This is a genomic window from Lentimonas sp. CC4, from assembly GCF_902728235.1.
In the GTDB taxonomy this organism is placed as follows: Bacteria; Verrucomicrobiota; Verrucomicrobiia; order Opitutales; family Coraliomargaritaceae; genus Lentimonas.
Window position 1 is genome coordinate 3,959,257 of sequence record NZ_CACVBO010000001.1, and the last position, 20,543, is coordinate 3,979,799.

The window sequence follows — 20,543 nt, forward strand, 5'->3', positions numbered from 1 at the left end:
ACCCATATCCTAATACTTTTCAGGAATCCAATTACGATCGGCCACCGACGCCGCAGTGTCATAAGCGCCCTTCTTTGAACGCTTCGGCAACTTGATCAGTTCCTCTTTCATCGTCTCATACGGAATCTGATCCAATAAATGCGAAATACAATTTAAGCGCGCTCGCTTCTTATCATTGGAATCGACTAAATTCCATGGTGCCCATTCGGTATCCGTCGCTTCCAGCATTTCGTCGCGCGCCTTCGAATAGTCATACCAGCGACCACGCGATTCCAAGTCCATCGGACTTAACTTCCAACGGCGCTTTGGGTCATGCACCCGTTTCAGGAAGCGTTTCTCCTGCTCCTCATTGTTAACATCCAACCAATACTTCACCAGCACGATGCCTTGATCAGTGATCCATCGTTCAAAGTTCGGGCAGATCTTCAAAAAATCAGCATGCTGCTTCTTGGTGCAAAACCCCATTACTTTCTCGACCCCCGCACGGTTATACCAACTACGATCAAACAAAACGACCTCACCAGCAGCAGGCATATGTGCGATATAACGCTGAAAATACAGCTGCGTCTTTTCCCGCTCACTCGGAGCTGGCAGCGCCACGGTGCGAAAAATACGCGGACTGACACGTTCACTAATCCGTTTGATCACGCCCCCCTTACCGGCAGCATCACGTCCTTCAAACACCACAACAATTCGTAGTCCTTGCTCAACCACCCAATGCTGTAAATGAACTAATTCTGTCTGCAACCGCTCAATTTCCTCCTCATAGAATTTATTTGAGAGCTTCTCAGGTGTTGACGTTTTCGAGACAGAAACAGGCTTTTTCTTCTTTTTAGGCATACGCTGAATAGGGGTGAATTAAATAGACTAACCAAAGTATAAAGAAGGCAAACAGAAGCAACTTCCAACAAAGAAAAAAGGCCTCACTGTCACTTTCAGGCGAAGATTGCAGAAGTGCACGTAAAGAGAGTGATAGACCTCGCTAGCGCGAGGTCGCTACGATTTCTCTGATAAAAAACCGACCATAGCGATGCGACGCTAGTCGTGTCACTTTTCGGAGCGGGATATTGAGCAGTCGACCTCGCTAGCGCGAGTGCGCTACGATATTTCTACTTCATCGCACGACCTTCGCCTTTCTTTGACGATGAGCCATAAAAAAGGCCTCACTGCAATATACAGCGAGGCCTTTTTAAGTAAGTATAAATATCAGACTATGCAGTCTTCGACGGAGCCACACACGCGTAGAGCAAGAACAAGACGTTCACTCCTGGAACCAACATCCAAAGCGTCATGTATGCGCCCTTGCCCATATCACGCAGACGCTTGAGTAACTGCATCAACCCGATCATCGAGCAGATCAATGCGCCAATGATCGCGCAGAAAATCCCCAAAGTGCCAAAGGTCCCATGGTGGAAATACTCCGGATGCGTGAAAAAATAATCCGCACCGTAGCCAATACCGGCAGTCAACGCGATCAGCACGACAAGGCTCAGAATGAATTTAACACGGCCAATGCCGCCTTCAGAACTTAAAAAACTTTTGCTCATAATGGGTAGTAGATGAAATACTTAATAGCAGATATTTAAAATTGCCGCCCAAAGCGCAACAAAAACTTACACCCGCACTATCGATCGTCTTTGATCCAGATTTGCCGAATCAACCACTCCCCCTCTACCTTTTCCCAGACAATACGGTAGTTCAAACGATCGCGCCAGTCATCACCACCACGCGTCGCAACTTTAGCGCTAGCCCGAACGGAAGACTCCGCGCGCGCGGCATCGGCATCCACCGCAATGGTATGCTGGCTCAAGCCCACAGACGCAGTCTCAATTGCATTTCGCACACTCAAAAAGGCAGCACTGATGGAATCTGCCCCAGACAGACTCGAGCGCTGCGGCAAATACTCGATCTCGCACGAATCTGTAAACAAGTCGGCGACTCGGCGACTACGCCCCAACGCCTCGAACGCCGATTCTGGTTCTGACTTTTCGACCAAATCCGCCAGCTCATTGAGTTGTTTATCAATCGCACGCGCATCCCAATCGACATTCCAAAAGAGGGACGCGATGCATAAGGCAACCAAAGCCGCCACAACGAGCACTGTTTTCTGATTGGGTGTCATTTTGCTAGCTTTAATAGAATGCACGGCGGAGCAATCGGTTATTTCCATACGGCGATGACCTGCTAGCGTGCCACACTATATTTAGGAGTTAGAAGTTAGGAGTCAGGAGTTAGTCTTTCGTAATGGTGCGCATAGAGTTTCGCAAGTGGTCTCTAATCTAGCGAACCACACAGAATTGATACTCAGATTCTAACTCCTTTCTTACGACTTCTAACGACTCTTTTAAGAATAACACATGTCTTGGATTATACTCAGCATATTATCAGCGCTCTTTCTTGGTTTCTACGACCTGGCCAAGAAGCATGCGCTCCGTGAAAACGCGGTATTCCCCGTGCTCTTCTTCGGCATCGTTACCAGCGCCTGCGTTTGGCTGCCCTTCATCATCTGGTCGCACTGGTCGCCCGAGTCTTACCCCGCCGCTGATTTCTTGATCACTCCGATTGGCTTGCACGCGCATGGCCTCTTGTTTTTCAAATCCGCGTTGGTAGCAGGTTCTTGGATATTTGGCTACTTCGCGCTCAAGCACCTTCCGCTTTCGATCGCGGGACCGATCCGCGCCACCAGCCCGCTTTGGACGATCCTACTCGCAACCTGCCTGATGGGTGAAAGCCCCAATAGCTGGCAATGGATCGGTATCGCTATCGTATTGGCATCTTTCTACGCCTTCTCATTTGTCGGCAAAAAAGAAGGCATTCACTTCCACCGCGACAAGTGGGTCGGTTACATGATCATCGCCACGCTCGTAGGCGCTTGCAGTGCGATCTATGACAAATATCTACTACAAACCGTCGGACTACGCCCCGCCGATGTGCAGGCATGGTTCTCCATCTATTTGGTGCCAGCGATGGCTCCCTTTTACCTGCTCTGGCTCAAAGGCGCATGGAAGCGCGGCACCTTTCAGTGGCGGTGGACGATTCCATTAATCGGTTGCTGCCTATTGATAGCCGACTTCCTCTACTTCACGGCCATCACCCAGGATGATGCGCTCATTTCAGTCATCTCTCCGGTGCGCCGCACCTCGGTGGTCGTCACATTCCTGGGCGGCATTTACCTACATGGCGAAAAGAACGTCCGCATCAAAGCGATCTGTATCGGAGCACTACTGATTGGCATCACACTGCTTAAGCTAAAAAGCGGGAACTAAGAACAGCTATAATGCTAGGCGTGAATCTTGAAAACGCGTCAACGCACGGATGGCTTCATCACGCACATCGTCAATCGAGTAGTAACGGCGCCTGTAGAAATCGACCTGCAATGCGTCCGCAGTGCTTTGGCGGTCACTTTGAAGCTCCATCAGCAGGCTAGTCACGAAACGCTTTAGCATGCGCTGATTGTGCGAAGAGTTCGTGCCTCGTTGCCACTGAAAATCTCGGTCAAAATTTTTAAATAAATAGCCCAACGAATCATGACTCCCGTAACCAGTCATCAGCTTATCCTCATACTGTAACATATAGCTGATATGCCACATCACTTTGGTGCGATCTTCATAGCGATGATACAATTCAGACTGCTGATATAAATCATTCAACGCGATCTGCCCCCACTCAATTTCGCCATCTAGCCGATAACCAAATCGACGAATATCAGCCTGCTCGGAATCTTCAGTCCACTTTGACTTCACGCTAAAATCCTTCAGGCGTGATGCAATCGCGACGACCTTGCCCAACTCATCATGCATAATGGGACTGCCGCTATTCCCAGGAACAAACTTAGCGGACACTTGGAGCTCATCGGGGCCAACACCAGTGACTTCCCCCGTCAAACGCGAGCCCACCCCCGCGCCGTCTGAGTTGCCAACCACCGTAACTGCTTGCCCAATGCCAACTTCGTCAAAACTCAAGGACTGTGAGAGCGGCAGCGTCGGTCCTTCCCACTCGATCGGAACGAGCGCAATGTCACGCTTCTGGCTAATGAAACCATATGACGGCAATGTTATCACCTCACCGTCCAATGTTCGAATCAATGCACCTCGCGCCGCGCCTAACACATGAATATTTGTAATGAGGAAAGTGCGCCCACGCATTTCCGCGATAAACCCAGAACCCTCTGACTGATCCGATGAAATCACCACCAGCGCCCCCGACTCAATCTCGCTAGCAGTAGGCATCGGCTCAATCGCATCACGTGCTGCCAACTCTGCTTCCGCAGCTGCCAGCTCACGTTTCAGTCGCGCAACCTTCTCTTCCAAGGTCTCCAGACCGACCCCATTCGCTTCATCCTGCAAGCGCAGTGCAAGTTCTTCCCGAGCTCGTTTCGCTCGCTCTAAGGGCGACTCACTTGTATCCGGAATTTTCGCAGTGAAGCCCTGCCCCAATACAGTCACACCACTGAGTAACAAGAGCGCGCTCAGCTGTAATGACCGGAAACTAATAAATCGAGGAGAAGACATTGTCCTCAAAATGCGCGACACGACGTGCGCTTCAAGCCGATTTATTCACGATGACTGATGGAATGAACGCACAACATTAAACTTTAAACGTTTAGCGTCGGACCTTGAGTGTTCGAGCGAAGCGATTCTCCCCCTACTCGACCTCCAAGTCGAAATGACCAAATACCTCACGGCCTTCCACCTGTATTTGAGCAAAGACGCGATACCAGCCAGGGTTCGGCACATTAAACAAAAATGCCAAGCCCTGCTCCACTTCCAGGGAGCGAGCTGAGACCACACTGTCAATCGGATGCATATGAGCAAAGCCCTTGCGCGCTGCATCGAAGGCCACCATATGCCCCTTTGCACCCATAATATCCTGCAGATCGACGGCATCGCCACCCTCCGTAGTCACAGTCAGGTCGAAGCGATAGTCCGTGCCCGTGCGTAGCCGCTCAGGCACCTCTCCGATATCAAAACGTATGCCATCCACCACACTCTGTGTATTGCGATCAAACTCCATTGCCGAAGCAATGCCAGCCACCTCAATCACACCTGTGCCGATAATCTGACGGCGTGTGCGCAACGGCACGATCTCGGTGAATACCTGATACGTGCCTGCGAGCTCTGGAGTAAACTCAAAGGTATATTGCCCATTCAATCCATCTGCCTGCGGATGCACGTGATGATAATCACGCAACGAAGGATCCACCACCATGACATGCATCTTCTTCGTATGCGTCATGGCCAGTTGATGCGGCGCAATCGGCGTGCCACCCGATGTCAGCAACTCTAGCGTCACTTCCTGCGCGACACCAGGCTTCGGTTCATCAGCCAAAAACACCCCCATTTCGACGGGATATTTGAGACGTGTCAGATCCAAAAATCCGGCATGATTGGTCGCGCAAAACTCTACCGAACCATCGGCATTGACGATCTCCTCATAGTGCAAGAATCCGCATTGCGCATCTGGCAATGCGCGTAATGCAAAATATGCCGCGACAAACAGCACGGTAAGCACCGAGATACTCACCAGCGAAATACGCTTGGAGTTTACGGGGTGATTCTGAGCCACGGCGGTCATATCAATGGGTGCAATACGGTTGTGCAGATAAAAGTCTACAATTGCTTGGCCGCTTCAATGAATTCTTCAGTCGTCCACTTCGAACCTTCCTTGCGAAACGCCACACGACCATTCGCGTCAACCAGCAAAGTCGCCATGGTGTGATTGATCGTGCCGTCTTCCTCCATCGTCAAAATCCCAAATTGACGGAGTAAATCATCCACAAGCTCTTGTGTCGCAGTGAGTAGATGAAAGTTGTCATTCTCTAATTGATAGCTCTGCGCATATTGACGAAGGATACCAGGCGAATCATATTCCGGATCAAAGGTAATCGTCACAAAATGTAAATTCTCCATGCCATCCTCACGCGCAATCTCCTGCAGCTCCGACATGCGTGTGGTCGATGCCGGGCACATCGTCGCAGCACGGCAACGCGTGAAAATAAAGTTTAGCACAAAGGCCTTACCGCGCATCTCACGGATTTGCAGAAAGTCTCCATGCTGATCGATCATCGCGAAATTGGGAATGTAATCACCCTGCCTCACATATTTACGCCGACTCATCGTCGCGGTCGCGTCATGCAACTGCTTATTGACATCGACCATTGCCTTCGCGCCGATGCCATCTACAGGAAAGATGCGCTCCAAATGCCAAACGCCGCTATAATCCACCGCCTCCGCTCGAATCAAACGCTCCGCATAGCCGATCTCTAGATCACCCGGCCCCACACGAAAGTCCACAGTCTGCCCAGCAGACAGGTCGGAACTCGCAGACTCCGTGAGCTCAACCCGTAAAGCCTTCGCCTCCGGCAAGACCTCCAAGACACGACCCTGCACCGAAAACGACTCCGCCGCAAGTGAACCCACCGCAAAGAGTGGCAATAAAATGCTATATATTAGACAACGCATCCGTGCAACTTGCCACGAAATGACGCGGCATCAAGTCCCGAAGGCAAGATTCCAGGGAACGCCGACGTCCTCGAGATCAAGCAGGCACCGCAGTGACCGGACGGCAAGATTGCCAAAATCACAATCCACTGATCTTTAATTACGTGTCGACCTGGAGTTCAGTTGATACTCCAACACGCCCGTGGTTCCATCACCAACAAGCAACACCTCACCACCAGTGGCAGCATTAACATTTACACACATGCCACGCGTCCCTCCCAGTATTTCCTGATACAACATTTCACCTGATGGCGTAAAAATCGCCAGAAGTGTCCTGCCAACAGATGAACGCGAGTGCGCTAACACTACCAGATATGGAGGCTCACCCTCGATAAATCGAACCGAGAGAGCTTGCGGGGGATGATACAAAGGAAATCCATCCAATGGGCCCTCGAACACAACTTCTCCATTCGAATCGATGATCAAAACGCATCGGCCAAAATACCCGACCAAAAAACTGAAGTCATCCGGCCATTGAACCGTATCAAAATGGTAGGGTTCAACTGGCAATTCCAATCGACTCAGCACTTCGCCATTAAAATCGTAGCGTTCAAGAACTCCACCTTCTTTCAAGCACATCAGCTGATCCTCTAGCACCAGACCGATGTCTCGATACTCGTGCCCAACGACCTTCCAAGTTACATTTCCTTTAGAATCCAGCTGATACAGGGCATCCCAATCTAACACGTAAAACTCGAGTGCTCCATCCGCATTCAAATCAGCAGCAATCATCTTTTGAGGCGCCAAGTTTGAATTCGGTCGAAACCCCCAGTGCGATTCCCCCTCAAGGGTCAACAGCCCCACACCTCCAAAACCGCCGCCGCCTCGCATCACAGACAGTTCACCATCACCCTGCACATCAATTAATTGCGGCGACAATCCACCACCCGTAGCGAAGTGCTGCAACAGTTCGTAATTTGACGCAGCCAGCAACCACACATCACACTGACCGAGTATTGCGATCTCATCACCTGAAGATGAATGATAGTCACCCACTTGTATCCTCTTCACATATCCACTCACAAACTCCTCGAAAACTTGAGTCTTCTGAACAATCGAAGAGTCAAGCAACACCCGTGGAGTTGGGTCGAAAGTCGTGCACCCCGACAATACCAAGTAAACAGGAAGAAATAGAAGCGTGAGACGCTTCATGTAATTGAAAATTTGCGTCCCATCGATTCCTCAACGAACTTACACCTTCAGCTTAATCTTAATCCCGCGGCGCAGATACGTCGGCACGTCGAGATCTTCATCCTTATAATCGTTGCGGTCGGTCTTTTCGAAATAACCACGCTGCGCATCGACTTCGTTAAAGGTAAACTCATCCTGATCATCGTTCACCAGCTTCTTCTTACGCCCGAGCTTAGTCTCATGCACTGGCTGCAATGGCAGGTCATCCTGAGAGATCTCCGACTGGAGCCCCAATCCTTCCATCACCTCTGAAGGCGATGTAACGACTTCAACTGGTTTAACCTGTTGCACAGGCACTTGGCGACGCTCCATCTCGGCCTTGCCGAGCACGCAGATCTCCAAACTCTCGCAGCGCGACTGATCCAACACCGCGCCAAAGACGATATCTTCACGCGATCCAAAACGCTTCGACACCTGCGATACAATATCGTTGACCCGTGAAATCGGTAGATCGGCACCACCAATGACATTCACCAAAATTCGATCCAGCTGCGTCGGCCGATCTCCCAAGTGCAGCAACGGGCAGATGAATAGATCATCCAGGGCGTCCTTCACATAGTCACCGCCAGTAGCGACCCCCGTGCCAAAAACCGTCTTACCACCCTGCCCCTGAAATACGGAACGCAGCGAACCGAGATCCAAATTAACGATACCAGTCTTCAACAACATCGCGCAGAGCGAGTTCACCCCGCGGCCGATCCAACGATCGGTAATCGCAAATGCATTGAGCACACTCGTGTCCTCCTCTCCTTCTTGCAGCAGCACATCATTGGGCAACGGAATGACCCCGTGCACTAACTTGCGCAACTCGCCCAAACCTTCATCTGCGATGCTCTTACGGCGTTGCCCTTCAAAACTAAAAGGCAAAGTCACAAACGCTAACACGAGCGCATCCGTCTTCGCGGCGACTTCAGCGACAATCGGTGCCGCAGCACTACCAGTGCCGCCGCCAAATCCAACCACCATGATGATCAAATCCAGATCACCGATTAGAGCGGCAATCGCATCGCGATCCGATTCTGCGGCAGCTCGGCCAATATCGACCTCACCCCCCGCTCCGAGCCCACGCGTCACGCTGCGCCCGATCATTAACTTCTCTGTAATTGAAGAACTCGCAAGCGCCTGCGCATCGGTGTTGATAGCCGCTAGTTGCACACTGTCAAACCCCTCAAGGTTCAACGCACCGACGGCATTGGTGCCCGCCCCCCCGACACCGATGATCTTAATCTTCGGATCCGCGCGCGGCGTAGCGTGACTACTTAAACTGTCTAGTTCGTGGCTCAATGAGGTCTCAATTAATTAAAAATTTAAAATGCTACCAAGTCGACGAAAGAGCCCCGTCGGCTTCGAGTTTTGCTGCGCATCTTCCTGACCAGTCAATGCATAATGTAAGAGTCCAAGCGCCGTGCTATATTCTGGCACACGGAGCTCTGGTGAAACATCTTGCGGCCCCTCAGACTGACGCGCCGGCAATCTGAGACTTCGCTGCGCGACCTCGTCAATACCTTCGAGACGCGAAGTTCCGCCCGTCAATACGATTCCCGAGGCAATATCCTCAGGCACGAGTAATTCCGCATCAATCAACTGATCCTTAATGATATCAAAAATCTCAGATACGCGCGCCTCAATAATCTTAGTAATCGCCGCCAGAGGATATTCACGATCTCCGATCGTCATATCACCATAGAGCCACACCTTCTCGTCGCGGTCTTCACTCTTATAATAGGCGCGACCGTTTCGTAGTTTCGACTCTTCGGCACTTTTACGGCCGACACGTAAGCCGATGCTCAGATCATTGGTAATATGATCACCGCCGACAGGCACCACGCCTGTTAGGACGATGTAACCTTTACGATAGAGCACAAAATCCGTAGTGCCTCCACCAATATCAATCACCAAGGCACCATTATCCTTCTCCGACTCTTCCAGTAGCACTGCCCCCGAAGCGATGCTCGATATGATCATATCACTCACATCGAGATCAATCCCACGAATCACACGAAGGCTATCGCTCACGATCTGGCTATCGCCATGCACCGACCAATAACCGACTTGCAGGCGCGAACCTTCTTTCGAAAGCGGGTTCTCCACTTGTTGACCATCAATCGAAAATGGATTCTGAATATGATGAATATAAGTTCTGACCTCGGTCAACTTACGACGCTTCGCATCTTCCTTCGCCTGCTCGATATCCGAAGGACGAATAATCGAATCCGAGGAGCCGACATTCGTCGTGCCCACATTAAAATTACCGCGTAAATGACTTCCAGTCTGCGCTAAATATACTTCATCGACGCGCGTCTTCGCATTTTGCTCCGCCGTCATAATCGCGGCATGCACACAATCGCTCGCCGCTTTCAAATCCACGATCACGCCCTTCTTCACCCCTTTCGAAAAGCACGAGCTATGCCCGATAATATTGAGCCCTGAGTCTCCTTCGATTTCGCCAAGAAGAACCGTCACCTTAGACGTTCCAATTTCAACAGCAGCGACCACTCTGGTTAGACTCATAGTAAAAAAGAATAAAGAAGTTTGGAGTTAGAAGTAAGAAGAAAAAAGTGACACTGGAGCTCGCATGAACTTCGAAAGTTCAATGACAACATCACTAAGACGCCACCTTCTTTTGGGGTAATATTCTAACTACTAGATTCTATATTCGATCTCCTTTCTAAAATGCGCCGATGCGACCACTGCTAAATTGCACCGCAGCAGAACCACGTAAAGAAAGATCGATCCGTTCGAGCGATTGATTTCCCTGACTGCTGACATATTCCAAAATATAGGCCAAACGATCCAACTGACGGCCGTAATCTGCGGATGCACTGAAGATAATTCGCGGCACCAACGTCGAACGCACTTCGATCACCTGTCCTGGCAAGTCCACATCCCCCGAATAGTGCTCCAGCGATACGACCTGCCACGTTCGAAAGAATTTCGGCTGCGTGCGTCGTGCCAAATCCAGCAAGTCTGCCACCGACTCAATTCCACGCATCGGTGAAAAGCTGCCATCTACATGTTGATACGGTTGCACATAGGGCAAATTCCCGAGCGTCGCCGTCGGATAGCCCAAGCCGTCATACACCGCACCATCACGTGCCACGAGCCGAAGACGTGGCTTACCATCTGGCCCAGCAATCGCCAAACGCAACGCTGGTAGACGCTCTTGCACTCGAATACGTAAATCACTCGGAAAGACGCGCTCGACCGAGGCAGACTTCACTTGAGCATCCGACTCCAATGTCTTCTTCAGCTCGTAAATATCCGCCTCCATCATCGACATACCTGGCCGCAACTTGATCGTCTTGCTCAGCCAAATATCAGGCAACACGCCATCGGTATCGAAAATAATGCGCTCAATCGGCTTCGAGGACGGCGTGATCGGCAGGGTTTGTTCGTGCTGCTTAAACGCCATAATAGACCAAGTGAGCCCACTGCCCACGGCAATCAACACGATTAAACCAACAAAAAATTTAATCCAACGCATGCGCCGCCTCCTGCGCGCTGGAGGCGAATTCACACGTCGACGACTCGGCCCAGCCAGCTTTCGCCAACTCTGCTCACCATCTGCAGACGTCCCGCCCTTTTGTTTACCACTACCAATCATCCCGGATGTCCCTTCGTTTCGCAGGCGGCAAAGCGTGCCATCGCAGGAGTCACCAAATCACGCCCCAACGACTCGAAATCCAAGCCCACACACGAAGCACTTTTCGGCAGTAAACTCGTCGCGGTCAATCCTGGTAAAGTATTGATCTCTAAAAAATATGACTTCGCACCATCCAGCAGAAAATCAATCCGTGCAAAATCGCGACACCCACAGGCATTGAACAATGCTTCGGCATCGGCCTTGATCCGCGCCTCTACCTCTGGTTGTAGCTCTGCGGGGTAGCGATACTCCGTAGAGCCAGGCGTATATTTCGCCTCATAATCATACACCCCACTGGCACTCACGATCTCGACCACGCCCATCGCGGCTCCCTTCAGCACGCCCACCGTCAACTCACGCCCACGGATACGTTGCTCTATCAACCAATTACCTTCGTGGATTTTTGAGAGCGTCACACCCAGCGCCGAACGATGCTCGGTAAAATATAATCCCACACTACTACCTTGATCCGTCGGCTTGATCACCAAAGAGGTGCCCAGCACCCCAATCACCGCATCCGCCAACGGTGCATTCGCCCCGTCAAATACCATCGCTTCTGGCACATCAATACCCAAGTCCCGCGCAATCGTCTTGGTCAAATCCTTTGCCATACACAAGCGACTCGCCGCAGCATCGCTACCACAATACTCGACCCCAGCCGCTTCGAGCAAGGCCTGTAAACGTCCGTCTTCACCGAACGCACCATGCAATGCTGGGAACACAATTGAGCGACTCCCATCAATCGACTCGGGCAATGCCTCCGCATCAAGACGTAACAGCTCCACTTCAAAATTCGCGGACAAGGCCTTCGCAATTGCCTCACCACTGACCAGCGAGACATCTCGTTCAGAGCCCACGCCACCATATAATACCACGATTGATTCTGGATTAGCCACAGTTCGTTCCTCCCTTTAAAGATTCCACATCACCAAGCACATCATCCCATGCCTGCCCGAGCAATAAAACTTCTGGCTCCAGTATGTAGCCCGACTTCGCATGGATCGCCGCGCGCACCTTCCGCACCAGTTCGATCACATCGGTCGCAGTGGCTCCGCCACGATTTACGATAAAGTTGCCATGCACATCCGATACCTCAGCCGCACCGACACGCATACCTTTCACACCATACGTATCGATGAGTTTGCCTGCAAAATTACCTTCTGGATTTTTAAAGATACACCCAGCGCTCGGGTCTCTCGGCTGCGATGCTTTGCGCGAACTCGAATAGCTATCCATCCGCTCACGGATGGATGCCTCATCCTCAGCTTCGAGGCTCTTCAAAATCGCACCCAGTGCGATGCCACGGCTGATCTCCTCTACCTTTCGGTAACCGAAGTGAAACGCATCTTTTGGCAAATCCTGTAACTGCCCAGCCTCATCAAGAAACTGCACACGCTCGACCACATCGAACATCCAATTCCCCATCGCACCGGCATTCATCCGCAAGGCGCCCCCAATCGCGCCGGGAATGCCTTCGAGAAATTCAAATCCCGCAAGACCAGCCTTGGCCGCATGACCACACACCTCTTTTAAACGCACACCTGCACCAGCCCAAATGCGACCGTCGCCAAGCGCTTCAGATCGACGCCATTCTGTGCCCGAGAAACGAATCACCAATCCAGGGAATCCTTCGTCTGGCACCAACAAATTCGAACCACGCCCGAGGCAAAACGTCTCTAAATCAAATAGCTTTGCCGCGCGCAACAATGCCCGTAGGTCACAGAGGTTCGAGGGCTCTGCATAAAACTGTGCCGCACCACCGATGCGCATCGTCGTTTTATTCGCCATCGGCTCATTCTCTTTCAACACGCAATTCGGCGACACACGGCCCTTTAAAAAGTCACGCCATGCCGCATCCAGATCAAACTCACAGCGGCGCATCGATGTAAACAGTCCACCGAACTGATCAATATCTCCCGCTCCAACAAATGCAATGGTGCTCGGCTCACTGCCAATCGTATCCACCAAGCGTTGCAGCCCTGACGGGTTCATCGTTAACACCTCAGGCGGCTCGCCTGAAAATTCCTGCGCCAACTCCGCAATCGTGCCACCTTCAATCACTGACTCATGCGCCGCATACACCGGTAATAAAAATAGCTGATCCGCCGACTCTAAAATCTCCGCAAACTCACGCTTAAATTGCTTTGTGCGCGAATAGCGATGCGGCTGAAACACCACAACCAAGCGCCGCGCTGGCGCCATCGAACGCAAGCACTCAAACAGCGCCGCAATTTCAGTCGGATGATGCGCGTAATCTTCGAGCACCGTGAGCTGCTCATCGCGATGCAACACGGTCTGTCGCCGCGCCATACCACCAAAACTAGATAGCACATCGCTCCGCAATTCAGCCGCTAACACACTCAATACCGCCAACGCCGCAGCGCCATTGATCTGGTTAAAGCGCCCCACGGCCGGCGACTCCACTTGGACCTCAGCCAAACGTCCACTCAGCTGTAGAGTTCCATCCGTATCAGCATGCACGCAATAGTCGCCATTCACTCCGAAGGTTAGCAATTCTGCTCCACCGGTTTCGATAAAACGGCCGGTCAAATCTCCCTCGGTTGAGAGCAGCACCTGCGCCTTCGTCCGTGTAATGAGTTGCCGAAACGCGGCATCCAACATTTCGCCACTAGAGTAGCGGTCGGCATGATCCCAATCCACGTTGAGCACCACAGTCACTTCAGGTGAGAAATGATCAATCGTGCCATCACTCTCATCGACTTCTGCAATCAACCAATCACTGTCCATGTATTGGCTGGGCGGCAGCGCTTCATCGTTAAACAACCCGCCAAGAATATAATTCGCATCGACTCCACAATGTCGCACGCCATGCGCAATCATTCCAGACGTCGTGGTCTTACCATGACTGCCCACCACTGCGATCAATCGTTTCGTAGCCGCAATCTCAGCAAGCATCTCACCACGTCGCAGGGTCTTCAATCCTAACTCACGAGCCGCTGCCAACAATGGATGATCCGCCTGAATCGCACTCGAATAGACGACCGTCGTAAACCCAGCAAGTTGCTCCGAAAAAACAAAGTCACGCAGCTCGACGCCCGCCCCATCAAGAAAGCAACGCACACGCTCTTGCAAATTATCATCGTATCCAACAATTGCATAGCCAGCACGCGCCATCCAACCAGCCAGCGGAGCCATCCCCATGCCGCCGACACCAATAAATAAATAAGTTTCCTCAGATGCAGGCATTATATTGCAGACCCCTGTTTGTCAGACTCAGCCAAAGCACGCGCCGCGCACAAGTCTTCGATGTCAGTCGCTATCCGCGCCCCTGAATCAAAGCGATCTAGGCGTTCAAGATTCGACTTAAATTTACTCAACATCCAATCGTTAAAAATTAGATTTTTAACTTCGCCCATAAGCTTACCTAAATCATCCTGCGCCAGCACCAAACCTGCGCCATGTCGCTCATGCATCAACGCATTCGCCTGCTGGTGATCATCTGCTGCGTATGGGTATGGGATCAGAATCGACGGCGCACGGCAGCGAATAATCTCCGCAATCGAACCAGCCCCCGCACGCGAAATCACAAGATCAGCCGCAGAAATCACATCCCCCATCTGGTCGGAAAATGGCACGAACGTCGCAGAAACCGCCTCACCACGGGAACTCACTCCTTGAATCGAACTCGCAGAGTTTTTCCCTAGCCCAGTCACACAATACACCGAGACCCCAGACTTCGCTAGTGAGTCAAAATGATCCGTCACCCAATCATTGAGCGCCGCAGCTCCCTGGCTTCCGCCAATGAGCACCAGTAGTTTATTCGATACCGTAATCCCCAAACGCTGCCAGGCCTCAGCCTTCAAACGATGTTTCACATCACCGCGAACCGGATACCCCAAATAACGCACACGCTTCGAGGGCAGCCCTTTCAAGCGCACACCATCTGGTAAATACACACGCGTTGCCAAATACTTGAGCAAACGAACCGCTTTACCAGGGCGGCAGTTGGCCTCGTGCACCGCAACCGGCACACCCGCAAAACGCGCAGCGAGCCCAAGCCCCACAGATAGAAATCCACCAAAGAGTAACACCAGGTCGGGCTTCTCCTGTTTCACCAACTTACTCGAAAACAAATAGCCCGAGAGCAAACTCCAACAGGAAGTGATCCATCTCGTGATGCCTCCGGAAAATGCCTGCCCTGGTGTCTTATAAAAATTCAGGTGCGAATATTTCTCGATCAACGCAGAATCCACCTGCTTCTGACTGATTAGCAAGGTGCAATCATGCCCGCGCGACTGCAGCACCTCAGCGATTGCAATCCCTGGAGCCAGATGTCCGCCCGTGCCTCCACATGCGATCAATATACGGCTCATAATTCACGCTGTCTCCGCAGCGCAGGCAGCTCCCATGAGCGGAAGCCATTTAAAATAATCCCAGTCAAAACAAACATGAAAACAAGATTGGAGCCGCCATACGAAATAAACGGCAACGACATCCCTTTGGTCGGCAAGCAGCCTGTGACCACGCCGATATTAATTAAGGCCTGCAGCGTCACGAAAAGCAGCGCGCCCATCACCAACAGATATTGATATAGATCCGGCGCGCGCTTCAACTGCATCACACCGACGAAAAACAACGTCATAAATAAAATTACCACACCGGCGGTAAACACCAACCCGAGCTCCTCTCCGACGATTGCAAAAATAAAGTCTGTATGCGCTTCGGGTAAGAACGACATCTGCTGACGTCCGGCGCCGAGCCCCACGCCTTGCACACCACCGGCTCCAAAAGCCAGAATACCCTGCCACAACTGGTAGGAACTATCACTACGGTTACCCTCCACATCGAGGAAGGACGTAATACGCTGCAAACGAACGGGGTCGTGATAGACTGCCACCGAGAACAGAGTCAGCGCTGCAAGCGCAGTCGGAATCAAAAACTTCAAGCGTAACCCAGCAAGGTAAAGCATCAAACCGCCAACCGCTCCACAGAGAAAGGCCGTGCCGAAATCTGGCTCAATAATAATCAATCCACAAATCACCGCGAGCATCGCGCACGGCACCAAATAACCACGCAGCGCATCATCCAAATTCCGACGATTCGCTGCCAGATAATGCGCCATCATAAATAACAAGCCCAACTTACCAATCTCAGACACCTGTAACCGTATCGGACCAAAATCAATCCAACGTTGCGCGCCGTTCACCGTCACACCAATGCCAGGAACCAGCACCAGAATCAGCAAGAGCACAGCACCGCCCGCCAAAACGTAGGCATAATCACGCAGCGCCGCGAGGTTCACCACCATTGCGAATCCACCAGAGAGTGTCGCAACCACCAGCCAAATGAGCTGCTTGCGCAACAACACCGTCGGGTCGGAGTGCATCGCTTGAGAGGCGCTAAACAGCACCACCAAGCCAAGAAAAGTCAGCGAAATGACAATCAGCGCAATAAAGACTCCTGCCGGCGGAATTCTCCAAAAGGAATTTCGCAAAGCAGGGCGTGCGCTCATTCTATAGTGATATCCAGACTGAACGATTCAACTGTAAGACCTACTGGTCGTCCATACGGATGACCGGGATCTCTACAGCATTTTCAAACATCGCATCTGTATTAATCTCGACGATATCCTCTTCAACCAATGGATCAGCTTCGACGACTCGAATTTCAACAGGGCCGTTATTAGAAGCAGTCACTGTTGGACCAGTGACGTTGACCGCTGCAGGCTTAGGCGCTACAGGAGCGGCGATCGTCTCTGTCTTGGTTGCGATATTGGCAGCGCTACCGGTCGAGCTCACTTTCAACTTCTGCCCAATCTGAATTTTGCGTGGATCGGTAATACCGTTAATCGCAAGAAGCTCCGAAGCAGTCATACCATACTGACGTGCGATCGTTGCAGGATATTCACCCGCTTTCACGGTATGGATGCCGCTCGCATCAACTGATGTAGTCGACACCTTTGGTGCAGGTGTTGGCTTTGGCGCAGTCGAAGTGCGACTCGCAGATGAACCGCTGACAGGGATGACCAGCTGCTCACCAACACGAATCATATCAGATGACTTGTTATTGGACGCCTTAATCGCACTGACCGACGTGTTATACTTCGCTGCGATATTAGACAAATTGTCGCCGCCCTTCACCGTGTAAGTTTCAGTGGCCATGTTATAGTTGGATGGCTGATACGCATCAGCAGTCACAGCACTCACAGTCGCAGTGCTACCTTCGACTGGGATCTGGATTTGCTGACCGATTTTAAGCACCGAATTCTTATTCAGGCCATTTGCCGCATATAACTCGTTGAGCGAAACATTTTGGCTCTTAGAAATGGCCCACAGGCTATCGCCCTTTTTCACAGTGTATGTGTCAAACGAGGAACCAGCGACTTCAACGGTTGGAACAACCGACTCGGAGACGATTGGCTCAAGCTGCGGAGTCACTTCGTCGAATTCAACAAACTCTGTTTCAGGACGATTCGGCGCATAGCGACCATCCGAACTGGCATCAAAGCCGGCGTTAAATGCAGGATCAATCGCACCCCCCTCACGCGTCGCAGGAATCAACCCCTCCTTGCTCTTCGACACCGTCAAATTCGTGCTGCGAGGTTGTTGATAGCTTTGAGACGATGTTGTCGTCCGATTTTGCTGGTAAGTTTGTGTCGGCGGCTGCGTCGTGCCACAGCCAGGCACACCGATAAGAACGGCAATAACACCGAGATGGAGACAAAGGACACACCCGAATACTTTTGAAATTTTCATAATACTATAAAACTGCGATTACCAGTAGTATAGAGACTAACTGGGGCGATGCGCATCCTTCAAACTTAAAACAGTCGAAATAAAGGATTTTCCACGGGCGGCATAACTCGGAAATTGATCAAAACTAGCAAAGCCTGGGCTCAGCAAAACAACTGACGGCGCATTTGCTAAAGCCGCTCTGACAGCGGCCTCGACGGCTTCAACGAAATCAGGATGCACTTCCACCCGAACATGCAATGGGCATAACACCTCAGCCAAAGACGGAGCACTCACACCATAGACGAATGCTGCCTCGACTTTTGATGCGACCGATTGTGCAAATGCATCCAAATCGCCACCCTTCCCACTACCGCCACCTATCCAGAAAATAGGGGCATCCAACGCATCTAATGCCGCCAATGCCGCATGGAAATTCGTCGCTTTGGAGTCATTCCAAAAGGACACCTCGCCCCAAGTCGCCACTTGCGATAAACGATGCGCTGCCAACTGAAACACATTCGCGCTGTCAACCAATGCACCCTCAGGTAAATCTAACGCACTACAAAGCGCGGCCACCAGTGCGAAATTAGTGCGCTGCGGTTGAATGCAAAATGGCGATTGCGGCGCAAGCGCCTCAACCAACGCCGAATCCCCCTCCACCACAATCGAATTTCGAATATCCACCACTCGCGAATCAAATGCCACCACATCTGCCCCAAGCACCGAAGGTGCATCTGCCCGTAAACAGCTCAACAATTGAGCTTTAGCTGCAAAATACTCCGTCATCGAATCGTATCGATCCAAATGATCTTCGGCGAAATTGCTCCAAATCAGCCCATCGAGCTGTAAACCAAGCGGCAATTCCGCCTGAAACGAACTGATCTCACACACCGCAATCGCCTCAGCCTGATTCGCATCGCTCAGCACGACATCACTCAATGGCGTGCCGATATTACCCGCTTCCATCGCAATCTGCCCAGCAGACTCCAACGCATCGCAGAGCAAAGAAGTGATTGTGGTTTTGCCATTCGTGCCCGTCACACCGAGCAAACGCCCCCGCCAGTGCAACGCGGCAAACCCAAGTTCGCTATAACAAGGCAGACCGGAACCTTCCGCCAACATCCGCCAAGGATGCGTCAGCGCAAACCCAGGACTAAAAATAAACGCATCAAACCCGCTCAGATCATCCTGTAAAAACTCGGATGCCTCGCCCGCGCCACCTTCATCGAACAGACAGCCATCTAGTCCCAACGCAGCCGCCAATCGCCGAGCGGCTTGACCACTCACACCTGCCCCGAAAATTGCCACACGCTCATACGCGCCTGCCATATCGTTTACAGATGAATGAAGTGCTTTCAAATCAACGGAGTTTCAGGGTTGCCAGTCCGGCCATCGCAAAAATCAGGGATAGAATCCAAAAACGGATCACGACCTTGTTCTCGTGCCAGCCTTTAAGCTCAAAGTGGTGGTGAATCGGTGACATCCTAAAAATCCGCTTCTTGCGCAATTTGAATGAACCGACTTGCAGGATCACAGACCCCGCTTCCATCACGAAGATGCCTCCAACGATGATCAGCGTCAGCGGTTGATGCACCATGAACGCAATCATACCAATGAGACCACCGAGTGCGAGCGAACCAGTATCACCCATAAAGACTTCCGCCGGATGTGAGTTATACCAGAGAAACGCCAAACTCGCTCCGAGTAATGCCGAGCAAACCACCGCCAACTCACCTGCGCCAGGCAGGTAGCTGATAAACAAATAATCGGCGATGACAACATTGCCCGCAGCATACGCCATAATCGCAAATGCCAAAGCAGCAGTCACCGTGCAACCAATCGCCAAACCATCGACGCCATCCGTCAAATTAATCGCATTACTCGAACCCGCTAGAATCAGAAACAGGAATGGCACCATAAAGAAAAGAGACATCTGCGACCACAACACTTCCTTGTAGAACGGCACCCACAGCTCACGCATACGGTCGGCCGACTCAGGGCACAGCAGCAACATTGCCAATGCCACACAGGTCAGTAATCCCTGCCCAGCCAACTTCCAGCGACCAGAAAGCCCGGCGCTATTCTTCTTCACCACTTTCAAATAGTCATCGAGAAAGCCGATCACCGTCAGGCCGAGATACACGACGAGCCCAGTATACACATATACATTCGGACGCGCCCACAGCACAGAGCTCACAACAACTGAAGCACAAATCATCAGCCCCCCCATCGTTGGAGTTTGAGATTTTGAAGCATGCAGCTCGGCCAACTCACCCACCTCATCTTTGGTGCGAAGCGACTGACTCGCACTGAGCTGACGGAGTTTGGCAAACAACCAAGGCCCCATAATAAAACCAATGCTCAGCGCAGTGAGTCCGGCAAATGCGGCGCGTAGCGTGATGTAACGGAAGAGACGGAGCGGCCCGAAATAGGCTTCAAAATCGGCGAGATAACTGAGCATTCCTTATAGTGAAGAGTGGTGAAAAAGTGGTAGTGAAAGTGAGTAAACTGGGC

The 20,543-nt window shown here is 51.6% G+C and carries 18 protein-coding genes; 1 reads left to right on the forward strand and 17 read right to left on the reverse strand.

Annotated elements, in window-relative coordinates; genetic code table 11:
• Nucleotides 1-9: 9 nt before the first annotated feature.
• The 3 genes from ppk2 to GZZ87_RS16920 form a co-directional block, all read right to left on the reverse strand.
• The gene (gene ppk2 / locus GZZ87_RS16910) at nucleotides 10-840 is read right to left on the reverse strand and encodes a polyphosphate kinase 2 (RefSeq protein ID WP_162025385.1); all 831 of its coding nucleotides are present in this window, start codon (nucleotides 838-840) and stop codon (nucleotides 10-12) included.
• Nucleotides 841-1,211: 371 nt separating this feature from the next.
• The gene (locus GZZ87_RS16915; RefSeq protein WP_162025384.1) at nucleotides 1,212-1,547 is read right to left on the reverse strand and encodes a DUF805 domain-containing protein; all 336 of its coding nucleotides are present in this window, start codon (nucleotides 1,545-1,547) and stop codon (nucleotides 1,212-1,214) included.
• Between the two features lie 77 nt (nucleotides 1,548-1,624).
• On the reverse strand, nucleotides 1,625-2,122 hold the full coding sequence (locus tag GZZ87_RS16920; protein WP_162025383.1) for a nuclear transport factor 2 family protein: 498 nt from the start codon (nucleotides 2,120-2,122) through the stop codon (nucleotides 1,625-1,627).
• A 235-nt stretch (nucleotides 2,123-2,357) separates the two neighbouring features.
• Between GZZ87_RS16920 and GZZ87_RS16925 the strand changes: the two genes are divergently transcribed.
• Nucleotides 2,358-3,266 carry a DMT family transporter gene (locus GZZ87_RS16925; RefSeq protein WP_162025382.1) on the forward strand — a complete coding sequence of 303 codons (909 nt, stop codon included), beginning with the start codon at nucleotides 2,358-2,360 and terminating at the stop codon, nucleotides 3,264-3,266.
• Between the two features lie 6 nt (nucleotides 3,267-3,272).
• On the opposite strand, the gene GZZ87_RS16930 is transcribed toward GZZ87_RS16925, so the two are convergent.
• From GZZ87_RS16930 to mraY, 14 genes are all read right to left on the reverse strand, one after another.
• The gene (locus GZZ87_RS16930; RefSeq protein ID WP_162025381.1) at nucleotides 3,273-4,511 is read right to left on the reverse strand and encodes a serine protease; all 1,239 of its coding nucleotides are present in this window, start codon (nucleotides 4,509-4,511) and stop codon (nucleotides 3,273-3,275) included.
• A 133-nt stretch (nucleotides 4,512-4,644) separates the two neighbouring features.
• A complete protein-coding gene (locus GZZ87_RS16935; protein ID WP_162071475.1) occupies nucleotides 4,645-5,565 on the reverse strand; it encodes a hypothetical protein in 921 nt (306 codons plus the stop codon).
• A gap of 44 nt (nucleotides 5,566-5,609) precedes the next feature.
• Complete coding sequence (locus tag GZZ87_RS16940) at nucleotides 5,610-6,461, reverse strand: SCO family protein (RefSeq protein WP_162025379.1); 852 nt, start codon at nucleotides 6,459-6,461, stop codon at nucleotides 5,610-5,612.
• A gap of 135 nt (nucleotides 6,462-6,596) precedes the next feature.
• Nucleotides 6,597-7,652 (reverse strand): hypothetical protein, encoded by a 1,056-nt coding sequence (locus GZZ87_RS16945; RefSeq protein ID WP_162025378.1) that lies wholly within the window; start codon nucleotides 7,650-7,652, stop codon nucleotides 6,597-6,599.
• Nucleotides 7,653-7,691: 39 nt separating this feature from the next.
• Nucleotides 7,692-8,975: a cell division protein FtsZ gene (locus tag GZZ87_RS16950; RefSeq protein ID WP_162025377.1), complete on the reverse strand. Its 1,284-nt coding sequence runs from the start codon at nucleotides 8,973-8,975 to the stop codon at nucleotides 7,692-7,694.
• A gap of 15 nt (nucleotides 8,976-8,990) precedes the next feature.
• The gene (gene ftsA, locus GZZ87_RS16955; RefSeq protein WP_162025376.1) at nucleotides 8,991-10,202 is read right to left on the reverse strand and encodes a cell division protein FtsA; all 1,212 of its coding nucleotides are present in this window, start codon (nucleotides 10,200-10,202) and stop codon (nucleotides 8,991-8,993) included.
• Nucleotides 10,203-10,359: 157 nt separating this feature from the next.
• Nucleotides 10,360-11,175 carry an FtsQ-type POTRA domain-containing protein gene (locus tag GZZ87_RS16960; RefSeq protein WP_162025375.1) on the reverse strand — a complete coding sequence of 272 codons (816 nt, stop codon included), beginning with the start codon at nucleotides 11,173-11,175 and terminating at the stop codon, nucleotides 10,360-10,362.
• 116 nt (nucleotides 11,176-11,291) lie between these two features.
• Nucleotides 11,292-12,230 (reverse strand): D-alanine--D-alanine ligase, encoded by a 939-nt coding sequence (locus GZZ87_RS16965; protein WP_178092118.1) that lies wholly within the window; start codon nucleotides 12,228-12,230, stop codon nucleotides 11,292-11,294.
• Nucleotides 12,223-14,541, reverse strand: coding sequence for a UDP-N-acetylmuramate dehydrogenase (gene murB, locus GZZ87_RS16970; RefSeq protein ID WP_162025374.1), 2,319 nt, complete (start codon nucleotides 14,539-14,541; stop codon nucleotides 12,223-12,225). Before murB ends, GZZ87_RS16965 begins: the two co-directional genes overlap by 8 nt.
• Nucleotides 14,541-15,668 carry a UDP-N-acetylglucosamine--N-acetylmuramyl-(pentapeptide) pyrophosphoryl-undecaprenol N-acetylglucosamine transferase gene (locus tag GZZ87_RS16975; RefSeq protein ID WP_162025373.1) on the reverse strand — a complete coding sequence of 376 codons (1,128 nt, stop codon included), beginning with the start codon at nucleotides 15,666-15,668 and terminating at the stop codon, nucleotides 14,541-14,543. The genes murB and GZZ87_RS16975 overlap by 1 nt, the downstream gene beginning before the upstream one ends.
• Nucleotides 15,665-16,807, reverse strand: a complete 1,143-nt coding sequence (locus GZZ87_RS16980; protein WP_162025372.1) for a putative peptidoglycan glycosyltransferase FtsW — start codon at nucleotides 16,805-16,807, stop codon at nucleotides 15,665-15,667. The genes GZZ87_RS16975 and GZZ87_RS16980 overlap by 4 nt, the downstream gene beginning before the upstream one ends.
• 40 nt (nucleotides 16,808-16,847) lie before the next feature.
• Entirely contained in the window at nucleotides 16,848-18,050 is a 1,203-nt protein-coding gene (locus GZZ87_RS16985) for a LysM peptidoglycan-binding domain-containing protein (RefSeq protein WP_162025371.1), read from the reverse strand.
• A 36-nt stretch (nucleotides 18,051-18,086) separates the two neighbouring features.
• A complete protein-coding gene (gene murD / locus GZZ87_RS16990; protein WP_162025370.1) occupies nucleotides 18,087-19,358 on the reverse strand; it encodes a UDP-N-acetylmuramoyl-L-alanine--D-glutamate ligase in 1,272 nt (423 codons plus the stop codon).
• Nucleotides 19,359-19,389: 31 nt separating this feature from the next.
• Nucleotides 19,390-20,490 carry a phospho-N-acetylmuramoyl-pentapeptide-transferase gene (gene mraY / locus GZZ87_RS16995; RefSeq protein ID WP_162025369.1) on the reverse strand — a complete coding sequence of 367 codons (1,101 nt, stop codon included), beginning with the start codon at nucleotides 20,488-20,490 and terminating at the stop codon, nucleotides 19,390-19,392.
• Nucleotides 20,491-20,543 lie beyond the last annotated feature (53 nt).

What these genes read in the sequence shown, in the direction of transcription:
- ppk2 (WP_162025385.1), bottom strand. Translation starts at nt 840, where the DNA reads ATGCCTAAAAAGAAGAAAAAGCCTGTTTCTGTCTCGAAAACGTCAACA.
- GZZ87_RS16915 (WP_162025384.1), bottom strand. Translation starts at nt 1,547, where the DNA reads ATGAGCAAAAGTTTTTTAAGTTCTGAAGGCGGCATTGGCCGTGTTAAA.
- GZZ87_RS16920 (WP_162025383.1), bottom strand. Translation starts at nt 2,122, where the DNA reads ATGACACCCAATCAGAAAACAGTGCTCGTTGTGGCGGCTTTGGTTGCC.
- GZZ87_RS16925 (WP_162025382.1), top strand. Translation starts at nt 2,358, where the DNA reads ATGTCTTGGATTATACTCAGCATATTATCAGCGCTCTTTCTTGGTTTC.
- GZZ87_RS16930 (WP_162025381.1), bottom strand. Translation starts at nt 4,511, where the DNA reads ATGTCTTCTCCTCGATTTATTAGTTTCCGGTCATTACAGCTGAGCGCG.
- GZZ87_RS16940 (WP_162025379.1), bottom strand. Translation starts at nt 6,461, where the DNA reads ATGCGTTGTCTAATATATAGCATTTTATTGCCACTCTTTGCGGTGGGT.
- GZZ87_RS16945 (WP_162025378.1), bottom strand. Translation starts at nt 7,652, where the DNA reads ATGAAGCGTCTCACGCTTCTATTTCTTCCTGTTTACTTGGTATTGTCG.
- ftsA (WP_162025376.1), bottom strand. Translation starts at nt 10,202, where the DNA reads ATGAGTCTAACCAGAGTGGTCGCTGCTGTTGAAATTGGAACGTCTAAG.
- GZZ87_RS16960 (WP_162025375.1), bottom strand. Translation starts at nt 11,175, where the DNA reads ATGCGTTGGATTAAATTTTTTGTTGGTTTAATCGTGTTGATTGCCGTG.
- murB (WP_162025374.1), bottom strand. Translation starts at nt 14,541, where the DNA reads ATGCCTGCATCTGAGGAAACTTATTTATTTATTGGTGTCGGCGGCATG.
- GZZ87_RS16975 (WP_162025373.1), bottom strand. Translation starts at nt 15,668, where the DNA reads ATGAGCCGTATATTGATCGCATGTGGAGGCACGGGCGGACATCTGGCT.
- GZZ87_RS16980 (WP_162025372.1), bottom strand. Translation starts at nt 16,807, where the DNA reads ATGAGCGCACGCCCTGCTTTGCGAAATTCCTTTTGGAGAATTCCGCCG.
- GZZ87_RS16985 (WP_162025371.1), bottom strand. Translation starts at nt 18,050, where the DNA reads ATGAAAATTTCAAAAGTATTCGGGTGTGTCCTTTGTCTCCATCTCGGT.
- murD (WP_162025370.1), bottom strand. Translation starts at nt 19,358, where the DNA reads ATGGCAGGCGCGTATGAGCGTGTGGCAATTTTCGGGGCAGGTGTGAGT.
- mraY (WP_162025369.1), bottom strand. Translation starts at nt 20,490, where the DNA reads ATGCTCAGTTATCTCGCCGATTTTGAAGCCTATTTCGGGCCGCTCCGT.